This is a genomic window from Gordonia sp. (in: high G+C Gram-positive bacteria), from assembly GCF_049299075.1.
GTDB lineage: Bacteria > Actinomycetota > Actinomycetes > Mycobacteriales > Mycobacteriaceae > Gordonia.
This window is the reverse complement of sequence record NZ_JBAQWU010000388.1, coordinates 1-14,859: the sequence shown is the minus strand read 5'-3', so window position 1 is coordinate 14,859 and position 14,859 is coordinate 1. Positions and strand designations below refer to the sequence as shown.

Sequence of the window (14,859 nt, the reverse complement as noted above, 5' to 3'; positions counted from 1 at the left end):
CATCTCCACCGTCTCCGGCGCGATGGTGGCGAGGTCGGTGAGGTCGAACTCGGTCGACGAGTACCAGCCACCCGCCGCGATGGCGCGCGACGGCGGGAGCACCCGCGCGCACCCGGCCAGGCGCCCGGTGGGCAGGTGGCGGATCAGCAGGTGATCGCAGAAGTCGTCGAAACGATCGGCGTCCAGCTCGGAATCGTCGTCGCCGATCGCATTGGAGTAGCCGGGCTCGGCGCGGAAGACCGAGTAGCGCAGGCGCTGGGCGGCGCGGATATCGGCGGGGTGTTCAGTCGCCACCACGTCGTAGTCACCAGCGCGCAGCAGCACGCGGCGCGTAGGCGAGGCGGTCAGTGAACTGTGAATTGGGGAACTGGGAATCGGGGTTACCGTCATGCCTCGAATGGTTGGCGCCCAGGGCGACGCGTTAGCCACCGCGAGGTGACGGCCGCGAACCAACTCGGTGAACGGACGCTTGTCACACTTTTCCGACAAGCGCACCGCTGACAAAGCACAAGCGCCCCCGCTGCCGGTTCCGGCTGCGGGGGCGCTGAGAGCGAAGGCCCGTAGAGGGACTACTTGCGCTTGTTGACCTCTTCGGTCAGCTGCGGGGCGACGTCGAACAAGTCGCCGACCACACCGAAGTCGCTGATCTCGAAGATCGGGGCTTCTTCGTCCTTGTTGACGGCCACGATCGTCTTACTGGTCTGCATGCCCGCGCGGTGCTGGATAGCGCCGGAGATGCCCAGCGCGATGTACAGCTGCGGCGACACAGTCTTGCCGGTCTGACCAACCTGGAACTGGCCCGGGTAGTAGCCCGAGTCGACGGCGGCGCGCGACGCGCCGACGGCGGCACCGAGCGAGTCGGCCAGTGCCTCGACGACCTCGAACTTCTCCGCCGAGCCGACACCGCGGCCACCGGAGACGACGATCGACGCCTCAGTCAGTTCCGGACGGTCGCCACCGACATTCGGCGCGAAACCGGTCACCTTGACGGCGTTCTCGGCCTGCTCCGGGACGGCAACATCAACGCGGGTTCCCGCACCGGCAGCCGGGGCCGCCTCGACCGCGCCCGGACGGACGCTGATCACTGCGGTATCGCCACCGGCCTGCGAGGTGACAGTAAAGGCGCCGCCGCGGACCGACTGCACGGCCGCCGAGCCCTCGGTGACATCGATGACGTCGACGAGCAGGCCCGAGCCCAGGCGCACGGCCAGCCGACCGGCGATCTCTTTGCCCTCGGCGTTGGCGGCGACGAGCACGGCGGCCGCGCCGTTCTCCTCAGCCAGGCTGGCGAGCACATCGACCTTCGGGCTCACCAGATAGTTGACGACGTCGTCGGACTCGGCAACATAGATTTTGTCGGCACCGGCGTCGGCGAGACCGGCGAGCACGCCGTCTGCCTTGCCCGGGCCGGCGATGACGACCGCCGATGGGGTGCCCAACGCGCGGGCAGCGGTGATCAGTTCAGAGGTGACCTTCTTCAGCCCACCGTCGGCATCCTGCTCAACGAGCACGAGTACTTCAGCCATGATTTATCTCCTGAATGTCTTTGCTTGCTCGGGTGGGGATCAGATGATCTTCTGGCCGGCCAGGTACTCGACGACCTTCACGCCGCCGTCACCCTCGTCGGTGATCCGCTCACCCGCCGAGCGCGGAGGCTTCGGGGTCACGCCGGTGACGCTGCTGCCGGAGTTCCCGCCGCCCACGACGCCGTCCTCGATGCCGAGCTCGGCAACGGTGAGGACCGTCGGGACCTTCTTCTTGGCGGCCATGATGCCCTTGAAGGACGGGAACCGCGGCTCGTTGATCTTCTCGTTGACCGAGACGATGGCGGGCAGCGAAGCCTCCACGGTGTAGATGCCGTCGTCCGTCTCGCGCTCACCGGTCAGGGAGTCGCCGCTGACCTCGAGCTTGCGCAGGTGGGTGACGTGCGGCAGGTCCAGGTACTCGGCGATCATGGCTGGCACTGCTCCGGCGCGGCCGTCGCTCGACTCGTTACCGGCGATGACCAGCTCGACGCCGTCAACCGTACCCAGGGCGGTGGCTAGCAGGTAGGCGGTCTGCACCGCATCGCTGCCGTGAATCGCATCGTCCTGGATGTGGATGGCCTTATCGGCACCCATCGACAGCGCTTTACGGATGGCGTCGGCCGTCTTCTCCGGACCGGCACTCATGATGGTGACCTCGCCACCATTGGCCTCGGTGATCTGGAGCGCCTGCTCAACGGCGCGCTCATTGATCTCATCGATGATGCCGTCCACGGCACCGCGATCGAGCGTGTAATCGTCGTCGGACAGCTTCCACTCGGCGGTGTAATCCGGCACGTGCTTGATCAGAACTACAACGTTCGTCATGGGTCTACGTCGACCTCCTGCATCGGTTTCGGCGACTTACCAGCGGTAAGGCCATGGGTCGCTGAATACTCTAACCGTTCGCTACGCGGCCGTATACAGGGGTTCGCCAGTTGAGCAGGGTCGCCTTACTCACACTCGTGGCCAGGCACCGGACCGTAATGCCATACGCTCGAACGGTGACCGATTCTTCACCCCGCCGGGGTTCCCCCAGCCTGGACCCTCTCAGCCTGGACCAACAGCTGGCCCTGACCGGTGAGCGTACGGTCCCGGGTATCCCGGCCGAGAACTACTGGTTCCGCCGTCACGAGATCGCCTACGAGTTCATTGTGGCCCGGACCGCAGATCGACAGGTACTCGAGGCTGGCTCCGGCGAGGGTTACGGCGCGGCCATGTTAGCGACCGCAGCGGCGAGCGTGGTCTGCGTGGACTACGACGAGCAGGCCGTCGAACACACCCGCCGTCGATACCCCGAGGTGACCATTCACCAGGGCAACCTGATCGACCTTCCCCTCACCAATGCCAGCGTGGACACGGTGGTGAACTTCCAGGTGATCGAGCATCTGTGGGACCAGCCCGGGTTCGTCACCGAATGTCATCGGGTATTGCGCGGTGGCGGCGAACTGCTGATGAGCACGCCGAACCGGGTCACCTTCTCCCCCGGGCTGGACACCCCGCTCAACCCGTTCCACACCCGTGAACTGAATGCGGCTGAGCTGATCGACCTGCTGACCGCTGGCGGTTTCGCGCTGACGACGATGTTCGGGGTGTTCCACGGGCCACGACTGCGCGAGCTGGATGCCAAGTGGGGCGGGTCCCTGATCGACGCGCAGATCCAGCGCGCGCTGGCCGGCGAAGAATGGCCCGCCGAGCTGATCGGTGACATCGCTGGCATCACCGCAGCAGACTTCGAGATCGTCGAGGCCGCCGACCGCGACATCGATACGAGCCTGGACCTGCTCGCGGTCGCCGCGCGCCGGGATGTGGCGTGAGCGCAGCCGAGCGCGTACCGGGCCAGTTCACGCTGGTCCTGCACTCCCACCTGCCGTGGCTGATCAACCACGGCCGCTGGCCCGTCGGCGAGGAATGGCTGTACCAGTCGTGGGCGCACTGCTACCTACCACTGCAGCGCATCCTGCGCCGCCTGGCCGACGACGGCTACACCGATCAGCTCTCCCTCGGCATCACGCCGGTCCTCGCCGCACAACTGGACGATCCAGCCGCGGTGGCCGGCATGTACGAGTGGCTCGCCGACTGGCAGCTGCGCGCCATGGAGGCGGCGATCGACGACGATCCCGACCGACGCGCCAGCGGCCACCGCGAATACCGCGCTGCCGCAGCCGCGCTCGACGACTTCGCCCAGCACTGGCAGCACGGCGGCAGCCCGGCCATCCGCGATCTGCTCTCGACCAGCGTCATGGAACTCCTCGGCGGCCCACTGGCCCACCCCTTCCAGCCGCTGCTCGATCCACGCCTGCGCGAATTCTCCCTGCACGAGGGACTCGCTGACGCCCAATTACGTTGGGGCACAAGACCGTCCGGAATCTGGGCGCCGGAGTGCGCCTACACGCCGGGCATGGAGTCGCTGTACCGCGACGCGGGGGTCTCGCACTTCATGGTGGACGGCCCGACCCTGCACGGCGACACTGCACTGGGCCGCCCGGTGGCCGACAGCGACGTCGTGGCCTTCGGCCGGGATCTCACCGTCAGCTACCGCGTGTGGTCACCCAAGTCCGGATATCCCGGGCACGGAGCCTACCGTGACTTCCACACCTACGATCACCAGACCGGTTTCAAGCCGTTCCGGGTGACCGGCAAAAGCGTGCCACCGGCAGCCAAAAAGCCGTACGATCCGACGCTGGTCGACGCGGCGATCGACACCCACGTCGACGACTTCGTCGCCTGCATTCGGCAGCGGCTGATCGACGAGTCGGCACGCTTGGGGCGCGACGCCCTGGTGGTCGCGGCCTTCGATACCGAACTCTTCGGGCACTGGTGGCACGAGGGCCCGATCTGGCTCGAACGCGTGCTGCGGCGCCTACCCGAAGCCGGGATCACCGTCGGTACGCTGGCCACCGCCCGCCGCGACGGCTACGTCGGCGATCCGGTGGAATTGGCCGACTCCTCCTGGGGTTCGGGTAAAGACTGGCGCGTCTGGGAGGGCCCGCAGGTGGCGCACCTGGTGCAGCTCAACCGCGAGGTCACCGATACCGCCCTGGACAGCCTGGACAAGCGGCTCCCCGCTCACGGGTCGGCCGATCCCGGGGCCGACCCGCGTGATCTGACCGCCGATCAGATTCTCCGCGAGACGCTGATGACAGTGCAGTCGGACTGGCCGTTCATGGTCTCCAAGGACACTGCCGCCGGGTACGCGCAGGACCGCGCATACAAGCATGCGCACGCCACCCGCGAAATCTGCACCGCCTCCGATGCTGGACGTGACGCGCGCGCCGCCAGCCTGGCGGCGGGCTGGCGGCGCGCGGACAATCTGTTCGGCGCGCTCGACGCCCGACGGTTGCCGACCCGAGACTGGAGCGAGAAATGAAGGTCCGCCCGGAGCCGCCGACCTCGACGGCACGCCATCGAGTATTGATGGTGTCGTGGGAGTATCCGCCGGTGGTTGTCGGTGGTTTGGGTCGGCACGTGCACCAGTTAGCGGAAGCACTTGCCGCACAAGGGATCGAGGTGACGGTGCTGACCCGGCAGCCGTCCGGCACTGACGGATCGACCCACCCGACCACCGACACCGTCGTCAACGGCGTTCGGGTCGTGGCCGTCGCCGAGGATCCGCCAGAGTTTGAGTTCGGCGTCGACATGATGGCGTGGACGCTGGCGATGGGCCACGGTTTTATTCGCGCCGGCCTGCGCCACTTGGGCGGCGCGGACCGCTGGCGGCCTGATGTGGTGCATGCGCACGATTGGCTCGTCGCGCATCCGGCGATCGCCCTGGCCGACTTCTTCGATGTCCCGTTGATCGCCACGTTGCATGCCACCGAGGCAGGTCGGCACAGCGGCTGGGTCGCCGGGCGGATGAACCGCCAGGTGCATTCGGTCGAGTGGTGGCTGGCCAATTCTGCCGATGCCCTGATCACCTGTTCGTCGTCGATGCGCGAGGAGGTCAGCGAACTCTTCTCGACGAGCGGACCGGGGTCAGACTCTCTCGCGCCGATCACCGTCATCCACAACGGGATCGACCTGACCGCATGGGAGTTCGCGGACCGGCCGAAGCGGCTCGGCGCTCCCGAGCTGCTCTTCGCCGGCCGGCTGGAGTACGAGAAGGGCGTCCAGGATGTGCTCGAGGCGCTGCCGGCGATCCGCCGCGCGCACCCGGGGACCAGGCTGACCATTGCCGGGGAAGGCACCCAACTGGCCTGGCTGACCGAATTGGCCGCCGAGTACAAGGTCACCCGGGCGGTGACCTTCGCCGGGCGGCAGGATCACGACGGCCTGGTGACGTTGATGCAGCGCTGTACGGCGATCGTGTTGCCCAGCCGGTACGAGCCGTTCGGCATCGTCGCACTGGAAGCTGCGGCCTCGGGGATCCCCCTGATCACGTCGACCGCGGGCGGTCTGGGCGAGGCCGTGCACGACGGCGAGACCGGCGTCACGTTTGCGCCCGCCGACATCAACGGGTTGACCCACGCGGTGTGTGCGACGCTCGACGATAAGCACGCTGCCGCGGCACGCGCGCGGCGGGCCCGGGCCGTACTCACCGAGGAGTTCACCTGGCCGGTGATCGCCGAACGCACTGACGCGGTGTATGCAGTGGCCCAGCGTCGAGAGCACCGACCGCTGGCCCGCCCGGAGATCCCGGAGCGCCCACTCCCCGACCGCGATCCCGCCAACCCAATCACCGCGTAACGCACCGGTCCCACACGCTCAGACAATCCGTTCCGGCCAACACAATTAGTTCAGGCCTACGGTTGCGCGATAGGGCGGAACCGAAGCCGTTGGCCGGAAGGATCAGTCAGCGGAGCCTGCTCTGGCGTCAGCCTGGGCTTTCTTGCGTTCGATGTCGGCCAGGGCGCGTTCGAGTTCGGCGCGCTCGGCCGCGCTGGCCTCCCACGCTTGCTGCCGGTTCTTCACCACGCGCGCTGGCGAACCGACGGCGATCGAATAGTCCGGGATCACTCCGCGGGCGACGGCGTGCGCGCCCAGCACGCAACCGCGGCCGACGATCGTGTTACGCAACACCGTGACCTTGGCGGCGACCCAGGTATCCGGACCGATCCGCAGCGGACCCTTGACGATGCCCTGATCTTTGATCGGAATGCCGATGTGCTCGGTCACGTGGTCGAAGTCGCAGATGTAGCACCAGTCGGCAATCAGTGTGGAGCCGCCGATCTCGATGTCGAGGTAGGCGTTGACCACGTTGTTGCACCCGAAGACGGCCTTGTCGCCGATCCGCAGGCTGCCCTCGTGGCAGCGGATCGAGTTGCCGTCGCCGATATGCACCCAGCGCCCGATCTCCATGCGGGCCATCTCCGGCGTGGCGTGGATCTCGACGTTCTTGCCGAGGAAGACCATGCCGCGCAGCACGATGTGCGGGTTGGCCAGCCTAAAGCGCGCCAGTCGGTAGTAGCGGACCAGGTACCAGGGCGTCCACGCCTTGTTGCGCTTGATCCAGCGCAGCGAGTCCATCGTCACGAAGCGAACCTGGTCGGGGTCGCGGCGCCGCAGGCCGGCGCGCCAGCGCGACCGGTACGACGCGTTCCACATGGTGGTCATGACCACAAACCCTAGTAGCTCGCCCAACACGATAGAGTCGTGGCCGGACATTGGACATGTGGAAAGGCACCCATCCCCCATGCGGCAGGCAGTGCGAGCACCCCGATCACGGCGACACTTGTTCGCTGCCCTTGTGCTCGCCGCCATTGTCGGCCTGCTGGTGACGTCGTGCTCAGACGGCCACCGCGAGGTGCGTTCCATCCCCGCGGCCGGCTGGCCGCAGTTCGGCGGTACCGGCGGCAATACGAACTGGACCCCGGTCACGGCGGCGCAAAACCTGAAGCTCACCTGGTCGCGGCACGCCGGTGGCGCGATCACCAGTGCCCTCTCGGTGAACGCGCACGGCGAAGTGGGAGTCACGACCGCCACCTCGGACGGCTGCAATACCTTCCTTTTCGACTCGGTCAGTGGCCGTAAGCAGTGGTGCAAGAAGATGGCCTTCGCCACCAACGGCAACACGTTGGCCTTCGACCAGAACGGACAGCCGTTCATCGGTGAGGCCGGGGTCTTTCTGGCCTTCAACGGTGGCGGCAATATTCGCTGGCGGGCCGGAACGGTCGGCGTCCCGATGTCGGCGAAGTTCGCCGGGCCTGGCCAGATCCTGACGGTCACCTCCCAGGGTCAAGTGCTGCTGCTCAACGCGCAGACCGGCGATTCGCTCGCCCCTGAGGTACGGCTACGCGCCGATGCGAAGCCCGACGACCCGCGTTTCGGTTTCGCCGACTGCGCCACCGGCGGCCCGCTGTGCGGTGTCTCCGCCCCGCCCGCCGTGGACACCTCGCGCGCGCGTTTCTTCCTGAACTTCACGCCGGTCGGCACGACCGGCGGCCGCCTGTCCGCGATGGGATACTCCGCGACCGACGGCGAGCGCAGCGTCCGCGAGCAGTGGACCGCCGAGGTCGGCGGCGGCATGATGGGTGCGCCATCGCTGTCCGTCGACGGGGCGACCGTGTACGCGTTCGGCCGCGACGGACGCCTCTACGCGTTCAACGCCGACGACGGCGCCCCGCGCTGGAACTACGACCTCGGCGGCGTCGGCTTCGCCTCGCTGTCGGTCTCCCCCGACGGCGTGCTGATCCCGACCGGCGATCTCGCTAGCCCGTTGACCGTCCTGCGCGATACCGGCAGCAAGGCCGAGCAGGTCGCCAAGAACACCGACGTGAAAGTCGTCAGCCTGGCCGCGCAGACCGGCACCGACACCGCCTGGGCCGTCGTCCGGGCTAGCGACGCCGGGAGTGCACTGAGTCTGGTTGAGGTCTCCACCGCCGACGGCTCGGTCAAGCGCACCCTGGAACTGCCCGGCGCGACCGGATTCACCACCGGAGTCGTCATCTCGTCCGGGGGTAATGTCACCACCGCCACGAATGCTGGCGAGGTCTTCTACTTCAGCCCGAACTGACCCTTCGACAAGCTCAGGGAGCAAGAGGCAAGCTCAGGGAGCGAGGGACAAGCTCAGGGAGCGAGGGACAAGCTCAGGGAGCACGTGACGAGCTCCGGGAGCGGGCAGGGACGGGCGTGAATCAGGTGGCGCGGATGCCGGGCTCGCAGAGGAACGCCACGCCCTGGCGGCCGATCCGGGTCATCACCAGCGCATAGGGTTCAGCTCCCTTGAGCTTCAGCTTCTTTCGCAGCCGGTCTGGATCGATGTCCAGGCCGCGGACCAGGATTTCCAGGCTGCCGCACTTGCGGGCCGCGAGCGCGCCGCGCAACACCTTCTCGGTCACCGGCAACTGTTCGAGGATGCGAAACCCGCGTTCACCGACCGGCACGTGGTCGCCGGTCAGGTAGGCGATCTGCGGATCGAGTTGACGCAGCCCGTGCCGGTGAGCGTATTGGCGCACCAGCCCGGACCGCACCACTGCCCCGTCCGGATCGATGATCCACTCGTCCACCCCGGGGTCGTCGAGGGCGTCAGGATCGCCGGAGGTGACCTCGTAGAGGCGTGGGCGGCCGTCGGACATTGTGCGCAGCACGCTGGCGCGGTTCTCCGGCAGCCCGGGCACCTCGGTCCACAGGCACGCCTCACGCACCCCGCCGTCGAGCGACACCACCTGCACCTGCCCGTCGAAACCGAACCGGGTCCGCAGATTCCGGTAGTCCAGGCCCGGTGAGCATTTGACGGCCAGTGCGCGGCCAGCGTAGACCGACAGCAATTCCAGCAGTGGCGGATCAAGTTGGTCGATCCCGAAAACGCGGCCGCGGGTGTTGCGTCGGCCCGGGTCGGCGATCACCAGATCGGCGGTCGACGTCACGGTCAGCGCATCTGCGCGCAGCAGCGTCGGCCGCGGCCCTGTCCCACCGGCGACCGACAGATTATGTTGGGCCATCGCCAGCCGGATGTGATCGAGGTCCGAGCCGATCACTCCGCCGATCCCCGGCTCGGCAGCCAGCGCCGTCAGTTCGGCGCCGATCGAGCAGGTGACGTCGTGCACCAGCGCGCCGTGGTGGAGGCTGGCGATGTCGGCGGCGCGCAGCGCGGCGACCGGCGCGGCAGTCGCCTGTTGGACGGCATCGTCGTCGGCAAGCAGTTGATCGGCGTAACGCAGCTTGCCCACCGCACGACGACGCGCCGCGGTGACCTCAGCGACGGCGGCGAAGTGCTCCGGGTAGCGCGCCCGGAGCTGCCCGAGATCAGCGACCAGCGTCGACGGGGTCACCTGCAGTTCGGCGGCGAACTCAAGTGCCTTGCTTCCGTAGCGCGATCGCAGAAAGGCGACATCGCCTTCGCTGAGGTCGTAGGTCACGCGCGGTCAGGCTTCCGGCTTCACACCCGTGATCAGCACGTTGTAAAAGAACTGCGGTGGCACCACCTTGGTCAGGACGTTGTCGTCGAGCCAGGTCATCCGCTTCCAGCCGCCGAACGCGAAACGGGCCCAGCCGAAGCCCAGCTTGTCGCCGGGCACCGCGGCCTCGAACGTGCGCACCGGCCAGCCGAGCATGGCAGCGGCCAGTTCCTCGCTCGCCGACTCCACCTGCACCGCACCGGCGCTGGTGGAAAGCGCCTCGAGATCCTTCGGCGAGAAGGTGTGGATGTCGACGACGGCCTCCAGCGCGGCCGCGCGAGAGGACTCGTCGAGTTCTGCCTGCGGTCGCCGCCAAGACGCCAGCGCGCCGAACTTGGTGAGGTTGGTGGTCGCCCACCAGGTGGCACGGCTCATCCACCGGGCGTAGAAGTCCCCCAGAGTGGACGGCTCGCCGGCGAAGACGAAGCGGCCGCCCGGTTTGAGCACGCGCAGCACTTCGCGCAACGCCTGCTCGACGTCCGGGATGTGGTGCAGGACGGCGTGGCCGACGACCAGGTCGAAGGTGTTGTCGTCGTACGGGATCTTTTCCGCGTCGGCGACGCGACCGTCGACGTCGAGCCCGAGGCCCTGCGCGTTGCGCAGCGCGACCTTCACCATTCCCGGCGACAGGTCGGTGACTGAGCCCTTGGTGGCTACCCCCGACTGCATCAGGTTCAGCAGGAAGAAGCCGGTGCCGCAGCCCAGTTCCATGGCCCGCTCGTAGGGCAGCGGGGCGTCAGGCACGATCCGGTCCAGGCGACCGCGCGCGTAGTCGATACAGCGCTCATCGAAGGAGATGGACCACTTATCGTCGTAGCTCTCGGCTTCCCAATCGTGGTACAGCACCTGGGCCAGCTTGGTGTCCGACAGTGCGGCCTCTACCTGCGCGGCGGTGGCGTGCGGGTTGGGCTTGGGGTCCAGATCACCCGGCTCAGCGGTCGGGGTTTCGTCGATGGAGGTCATATGCGGGTGCTGCTACTTTCCGGTGAATTCGGCCTTGCCCGGGCCGTTCTCGATGAATGACGCCATGCCGATCGCACGGTCGTCGGTGGCGAACAGCGAGGCGAACAAGTGCGCCTCGATTTTCAGCCCAGTTTCCAGATCCGTGTCCAGTCCCTCGTCGATCGCGGCCTTCGCGGCAGCCAGCGCCACCGCGGCGCCGCCGGCGAACTTGCCTGCCCAGGCGAGTGCGGCGTTGTAGACCTCATCCGGTGCGACGACCTCGTCGACCAGACCGATCGCCAGGGCTTCCTCCGCGCCGACGAACCGGCCGGTGAAGACCATGTCCTTGGCCCGCGCCGGGCCGACCAGCCGGGCGAGGCGCTGCGTACCGCCACCGCCGGGGATCACGCCGAGCAGGATTTCCGGCACGCCGAGCTTGGCGTTGTCGCCGGCAATCCGGCGATCCGCGCCGAGTGCAACTTCTAGTCCGCCGCCGAGGGCGTAACCGGTGATTGCCGCGACGGTCGGCTTGGTGATCTCCGAGATCGCCCCCAGGCCCCGCTGCAGGGTGCGGGCGACCTTGGTCATGTCGGCGGCCGACATGTCGACCATTTCTTTGATGTCGGCGCCAGCCGCGAATACCTTCGGGCCGCCGTAGACGACGACGGCCTTGATGTCGTCCCGCATATTGGCTTCGTGGGCCGCAGCGACCAGCTCGTCCTGCACCTGTCGGTTCAGCGCGTTCATCGGGGGGCGATGAAGCTTGATGGTGCCGACCCCGGGGTGGTCCGCCGCGGTCTCCAAGGTGACGAATTCAGGCATGAGTGCAGGCTACCGGGTCCGCGGTCCGCCGCCCAACCGCACCTGCCGCGGTATAGCGCGTCCGACGGCCGAGGGGCGTGCCCCGAGCCGAAACCGGACGCTCAGTTCGCCGCGTCGCGCAGCCGGTCCAGGCGGCCGTCGGCGAGCGCGGCGAGGTAGTAGGCCGAGTCGGTGAAGCCCAGACCCAGGATGCCCTGCCCATCGGACACCTCCGGCTCGATCGGCGTGATTGTCCGCGGCGCGGCCAGCACGTCGGCGACGGTGTGGAAGCGCGCGAGGTCGCGCAACTGGGTCCACGTCGGCGGCAGCAGGAAGCGGCGGCCCGCCGTCCAGTCGTCGAGGGCGTCGTGGGCGGTCTGCCATTCGGCGGCTTCGGCCTCGGTGGTGGCGCCGTCGGCGGCTTGCCCCGCAGGCAGCGAGGCGAGGAAAAACCTCGTGTCGTAGCGGCGCTTCTCATTCTTCGGGGTGATCCAGTGGGCCATCGGCCCCAGCAGATCGGTGCGCAACACCAGATCGTTCTGGTTGAGGAACTCGGCGAAGGAAAGATCCTTACTCACCAGCCGAGCGCGCTCGTCGTGAAAGATCGACGGATCGGGGCACACCGCGTCGGCGGTCCCGGCCAGCAGCACCCCGCATTCTTCGAAGGTCTCGCGGACTGCGGCCGAGACCAACGCGCGGCCGGTCTCGACGTCGGTGGCGAGTTGCGCGGCCCACCAGTGCACGTCCGGACCGACCCAGCGGATCTGCGCGTCCCGGTCACGGTCGTCGACGCCGCCGCCGGGAAACACCGTCATGCCGCCGGCGAATGCCATCTGCTGGACTCGGTGCTGGAGAAAGACTTCGATGCCGCGGTCGCCGTCACGCACCAGCACGACAGTGGACGCATCACGCAAGGGCGCGACATCGACGGGCTGCTCGACACTCATCATCCGACTGTAACCCGCGTCGCTTCGGCCCCCATCGGCCTGTCTCTCCCTGCGCCTGTCTCTCACTGCGCCCGTCGGTGCCCACCGGCCTGCCGGGCGCGGCGCGCAAAATACCGCCCGTCGTCGTTGGCGAGGGCGATGGACTGCCGGAAGGTGGTGGTCAGGTTCTCCGCCGTCAAGGTGGTGGCGAGCGGCCCCTGCGCCGTGACGTGTCCTTCGGACAACAGCATGGCGTTGGTGAAGCCGGGCGGTACTTCTTCGACGTGGTGGGTAATTAGCACCATCGCCGGGGCTTCCGGATCGGCGGCCAGCGCACCAAGCCGGTCGACGAGTTCCTCGCGGCCACCCAGATCCAGCCCGGCGGCGGGTTCGTCGAGCAACAGCAGCTCCGGGTCTGTCATCAGCCCGCGGGCGATGAGGACACGCTTGCGTTCACCCTCCGACAGCGTGCCGAACCGGCGGTCGGCCAGATGCTCGGCGCCCATCGACTCCAGCACATCGGCGGCCCGGTCTCGGTCGAAGCGATCGTACTCTTCGCGCCAGCGCCCGAGGACCGAGTAGCCAGCAGAGACCACCAGATCGGAGACGATTTCGTGGTCGGGGATCCGCGCGGCCAACGCCGAACTAACCAGGCCGATGCGCGTGGTCAGATCGCGAATGTCGGTGCGCCCCAGCCGTTCTCCGAGGACAAAGGCGCTCCCTGAGGTCGGATGTTCCAAGGCTCCGGCCATCCGCAGCAGCGACGTCTTGCCAGCCCCGTTGGGACCGATGATCACCCAGCGCTCGTCCAGTTCCACCTGCCAGTCCACCGGGCCGACGAGAGTCTTGCCGCCGCGCGTCAGCGTGACGCTGGCGAAGTCGAGGATCAGGTCCGGATCGGTCTGCGGTTCACTCACGCCTCCATGATGCACCGAAGCCAGCTCACCGTCGGGGAGGCCCGCGGGAATACCGCGACCGAGGCGACCGGTTGCATCGGAAGTGAGCACCGTCAACCTCCCCCTGTCCCTTCTCGACCTGGCCCAGGTGGGTCCCGGCGAAACTGTCCGGGATGCGCTGGCGCAGTCGGTCGAGCTCGCGAAGCTCGCCGATGCTGGCGGCTACGAGCGCCTCTGGTATGCCGAGCACCACAATATGCGCGCGATCGCCTCGGCGGCGCCCGCTGTGCTGATCGCCCGGATGGGCGCGGAAACCTCGCGCATCCGCCTGGGCGCCGGCGGCGTCATGCTGCCCAATCACTCCCCGCTGGCCATCGCCGAGCAGTTCGGCACCCTCGCCGAGCTCTATCCCGGTCGCATCGACCTGGGTCTGGGGCGAGCACCCGGCGGCGACCAAGCAACCTTCGCCGCACTCCGGCGCAGCCCCGCCGCCTCCGACGCCTTTCCCCGCGACGTGGTCGAGCTGCAGCAGTACCTGCGCGGTATCCCGACCGAATCCGGCGTCGTCGCGACCCCAGGGGCCGGTACCGACGTGCCCCTGTACATCCTCGGGTCGTCGCTGTTCGGCGCACAGCTGGCCGCCTACCTTGGACTGCCCTACGCCTTTGCGTCGCACTTCGCCCCGGCCGCACTGGAACAAGCGATCGAGCTGTACCGCAACGAGTTCCGGCCCGCCCAGACGGCAACCGGCCTCTCCGAGCCATACGTCATCGCCGCGGTGGGCGTCATCGCCGACGACGATCCCGAGCGCGCGCACGACCAGTTGACGATCACCAAACGCCAGCGCGCCAAGTTCCTCTTCGGCCGTGGCCGCGACCTGACCGACGACCAACTCGACGAGCTGCTCGACGGCCCCGTCGGACGCCAGGTGGACGAGATGGTCCGGTACGCGGCGGTCGGCACCCCGGAGCAGGTGCGGCGTGAGCTGTCCGAGTTCGCCGACTTCGCCCGCGCCGACGAACTGATGCTGGCCCCGATGGCCTACGACCGTGAGGTGTGGTCCGGCACCGCCCGTGCACTCGCGCCCGCTCCCGCCCCCTGATTCGGGTCACCGAGCACCATGGTCTCCGGCTCGCCCCGTCGATCGAGGGGGCCAGACCGAGACGAGCGGCGAGTTCCGGCGTTCGACGACGATGCGCGCACCGCGTCGCGCGAAGTCCGGGTCAGTCGACCCAGTCGGCGATCACCGTGCATGACCCGGGCGCGACCTCGGTGTAGCCAGCGTCACGGACGGCGACGGCGCGCCCCTCCCCGGACGCGGTGAGCAACCGGGCCCAACGTGGCAGGCCGGCCTGCCGCACCACCAGCGGGCAGCCGTCGGCATACCAGGGGTCCACCTGACCCAGCGGCACCAGCCGCACCCCGAGCATCGACG

14 protein-coding genes and 1 pseudogene are annotated in these 14,859 nt (G+C 68.1%); 5 read left to right on the top strand and 10 right to left on the bottom strand.

Annotated features, from left to right (window positions below; all coding sequences use genetic code 11):
* The 3 genes from WAW85_RS12410 to WAW85_RS12400 all read right to left on the bottom strand — a co-directional run.
* Window positions 1–390 (bottom strand): GNAT family N-acetyltransferase (locus WAW85_RS12410; protein WP_422559915.1); only part of this gene is annotated, 390 nt, incomplete at its 3' end.
* Between the two features lie 179 nt (window positions 391–569).
* Window positions 570–1,526, bottom strand: coding sequence for an electron transfer flavoprotein subunit alpha/FixB family protein (locus WAW85_RS12405; RefSeq protein WP_422559914.1), 957 nt, complete (start codon window positions 1,524–1,526; stop codon window positions 570–572).
* Window positions 1,527–1,565: 39 nt separating this feature from the next.
* Entirely contained in the window at window positions 1,566–2,351 is a 786-nt protein-coding gene (locus WAW85_RS12400; protein ID WP_422559913.1) for an electron transfer flavoprotein subunit beta/FixA family protein, read from the bottom strand.
* A gap of 158 nt (window positions 2,352–2,509) precedes the next feature.
* Here WAW85_RS12400 and WAW85_RS12395 point away from each other — a divergent pair, with 158 nt between their 5' ends.
* The 3 genes from WAW85_RS12395 to WAW85_RS12385 are packed head-to-tail and all read left to right on the top strand — an operon-like array spanning window position 2,510 to window position 6,209.
* Window positions 2,510–3,340 (top strand): class I SAM-dependent methyltransferase, encoded by an 831-nt coding sequence (locus WAW85_RS12395; RefSeq protein ID WP_422559912.1) that lies wholly within the window; start codon window positions 2,510–2,512, stop codon window positions 3,338–3,340.
* Entirely contained in the window at window positions 3,337–4,893 is a 1,557-nt protein-coding gene (locus WAW85_RS12390) for a 1,4-alpha-glucan branching protein domain-containing protein (protein WP_422559911.1), read from the top strand. Before WAW85_RS12395 ends, WAW85_RS12390 begins: the two co-directional genes overlap by 4 nt.
* Window positions 4,890–6,209 (top strand): glycosyltransferase family 4 protein, encoded by a 1,320-nt coding sequence (locus WAW85_RS12385; RefSeq protein WP_422559910.1) that lies wholly within the window; start codon window positions 4,890–4,892, stop codon window positions 6,207–6,209. The genes WAW85_RS12390 and WAW85_RS12385 overlap by 4 nt, the downstream gene beginning before the upstream one ends.
* A 102-nt stretch (window positions 6,210–6,311) precedes the next feature.
* Here the strand turns inward: WAW85_RS12385 and WAW85_RS12380 are convergent, their stop codons facing one another.
* Window positions 6,312–7,076, bottom strand: coding sequence for an acyltransferase (locus WAW85_RS12380; RefSeq protein WP_422559909.1), 765 nt, complete (start codon window positions 7,074–7,076; stop codon window positions 6,312–6,314).
* A 79-nt stretch (window positions 7,077–7,155) separates the two neighbouring features.
* On the opposite strand from WAW85_RS12380, the gene WAW85_RS12375 reads away from it, so the two are divergent.
* A complete protein-coding gene (locus WAW85_RS12375; RefSeq protein ID WP_422559908.1) occupies window positions 7,156–8,475 on the top strand; it encodes a PQQ-binding-like beta-propeller repeat protein in 1,320 nt (439 codons plus the stop codon).
* A gap of 121 nt (window positions 8,476–8,596) precedes the next feature.
* Here the strand turns inward: WAW85_RS12375 and WAW85_RS12370 are convergent, their stop codons facing one another.
* The 5 genes from WAW85_RS12370 to WAW85_RS12350 form a co-directional block, all read right to left on the bottom strand.
* Entirely contained in the window at window positions 8,597–9,820 is a 1,224-nt protein-coding gene (locus WAW85_RS12370) for a THUMP-like domain-containing protein (protein ID WP_422559907.1), read from the bottom strand.
* Between the two features lie 6 nt (window positions 9,821–9,826).
* Complete coding sequence (locus WAW85_RS12365; RefSeq protein WP_422559906.1) at window positions 9,827–10,822, bottom strand: class I SAM-dependent methyltransferase; 996 nt, start codon at window positions 10,820–10,822, stop codon at window positions 9,827–9,829.
* A 12-nt stretch (window positions 10,823–10,834) separates the two neighbouring features.
* Window positions 10,835–11,623 carry an enoyl-CoA hydratase/isomerase family protein gene (locus WAW85_RS12360; protein ID WP_422559905.1) on the bottom strand — a complete coding sequence of 263 codons (789 nt, stop codon included), beginning with the start codon at window positions 11,621–11,623 and terminating at the stop codon, window positions 10,835–10,837.
* 101 nt (window positions 11,624–11,724) lie between these two features.
* A complete protein-coding gene (locus WAW85_RS12355) occupies window positions 11,725–12,549 on the bottom strand; it encodes an NUDIX hydrolase (RefSeq protein ID WP_422559904.1) in 825 nt (274 codons plus the stop codon).
* A gap of 62 nt (window positions 12,550–12,611) precedes the next feature.
* Window positions 12,612–13,445, bottom strand: coding sequence for an ABC transporter ATP-binding protein (locus WAW85_RS12350; RefSeq protein ID WP_422559903.1), 834 nt, complete (start codon window positions 13,443–13,445; stop codon window positions 12,612–12,614).
* Window positions 13,446–13,527: 82 nt separating this feature from the next.
* Between WAW85_RS12350 and WAW85_RS12345 the strand changes: the two genes are divergently transcribed.
* A complete protein-coding gene (locus WAW85_RS12345; RefSeq protein ID WP_422559902.1) occupies window positions 13,528–14,526 on the top strand; it encodes an LLM class flavin-dependent oxidoreductase in 999 nt (332 codons plus the stop codon).
* 121 nt (window positions 14,527–14,647) lie between these two features.
* Here the strand turns inward: WAW85_RS12345 and WAW85_RS12340 are convergent.
* A pseudogene (locus WAW85_RS12340) lies at window positions 14,648–14,859 on the bottom strand (peptidyl-tRNA hydrolase); the annotation flags it as partial.